The 1289-nt window shown below is 66.6% G+C and carries 1 protein-coding gene and 1 pseudogene; both read right to left on the bottom strand.

The window, feature by feature from the left end; genetic code table 11:
- Nucleotides 1–894 (bottom strand): HAMP domain-containing protein (locus ACSFA2_RS25485; protein WP_435458120.1); only part of this gene is annotated, 894 nt, incomplete at its 3' end.
- Nucleotides 895–946: 52 nt separating this feature from the next.
- A pseudogene (locus ACSFA2_RS25480) lies at nucleotides 947–1289 on the bottom strand (methyl-accepting chemotaxis protein); the annotation flags it as partial.

The raw sequence follows: 1289 nt of genomic DNA, 5'->3' as shown, positions 1-1289 counted from the left end.
CAGCGAGCTGGCCTGCTCTTCGGTGCGCGAGGACAGGTCCTGGTTGCCCGAAGCGATCTGGCTCGAGGCCGTGGCGATGGTGTCGGTGCCCTGGCGCACTTCGCCGACCACCTTGGCCAGGCTTTCGTTCATGCCGCGCAGCGCCTGCATCAGTTGGCCGGTCTCGTCCGTGCTCGTCACCTCGATGCGGCTGGTCAGGTCACCGGCGGCCACGGCCTCGGCCACCGCCACGGCACGGCGCAGCGGATGGGTGATGCTGCGCACCAGCATCCAGGCGAGCCCGACGCCCAACACCAGCGACAGCGCGCTGCAAACAATGAGGAGCATCGTCAGGTTGGCACGCATCTCTTCGCTGCGCTCGGCCGCGGTGTCGAGCGCGACACGCTCGGTTTCGACCATCTGCTGCACCCCGGCCACGTAGTCGCGCGAGGTGGGTTCGAAGCGCTCGCTGAAGATCTTGTTGGCCCCGTCCATGTCGCCGGCCATCTTGGCCTTGCTGACCTCTTCACGCGCCGCCAGGTAGGTCTTGCGGAGCTCGCCAATTTTTTCGAAGAGCTTCTTCTTCTCGGGCGTGTCCATGCGGGCCTCGAGAAACTTCTGCAGCGCGTTGGTGTCCGTGATGGACTTGGCCGTCGCCGGCGCGAAGTAGGCGATCAGGCTGGGGTCGGTGCTCTTGGCGATCGCTGCGGCGCGCTGCACCCCCGAGGTCGTGTGGCGCAACCAGTCGGAGCCGGCACGCTCCGTCTTGATGTTCTGCTCCACCATCAGACGAACCTCGTCCCCCAGCTGGCGAAGCTTCAGGATGGCCAGCACGCTGCTGGTGACGGACAAGGCCAGGATGATGCCGACCACGAGGGTCAGTCGCTTGCCGATGGAAATATTGCTCAGGAACATGCTTGCGACTCCGGAAGATAAAGGTGGTGCCATTGCCGAGGCAACGGGACGATCAGAAGGTTTCCCACCCGTCGCCAGCGGAGGCGGTGGCGAGTTCGCGGGGGCCGGCGGCAGCGCGCGGCGCGGGCAACACCCGCTTGGCCACCTTCGCACGGTGCATCGGGACCTCGGCACGCACGGGGACCCGATGCGACATCGCCGTCGTGTCGCTGCCGAGCTTGAACACACCGACCACTTGCGACAGGCTGCCGGCCTGGTCCTGCAGCGAGGCGGCGGCTGCCGCGGCCTCTTCCACCAGCGCCGCGTTCTGCTGCGTCACCTGGTCCATCTGCGTGATGGCCTGGTTGATCTGCTCGATGCCTTGGGTCTGCTCGTGGCTCGCCGCGCTGATCTCG

Origin of the sequence: Variovorax cryoconiti (assembly GCF_051216395.1) — a bacterium.
In the GTDB taxonomy this organism is placed as follows: domain Bacteria; phylum Pseudomonadota; class Gammaproteobacteria; order Burkholderiales; family Burkholderiaceae_C; genus Variovorax.
The sequence above is the reverse complement of the archived record's forward strand: the minus strand, read 5'-3'. Positions and strand labels throughout refer to the sequence as shown.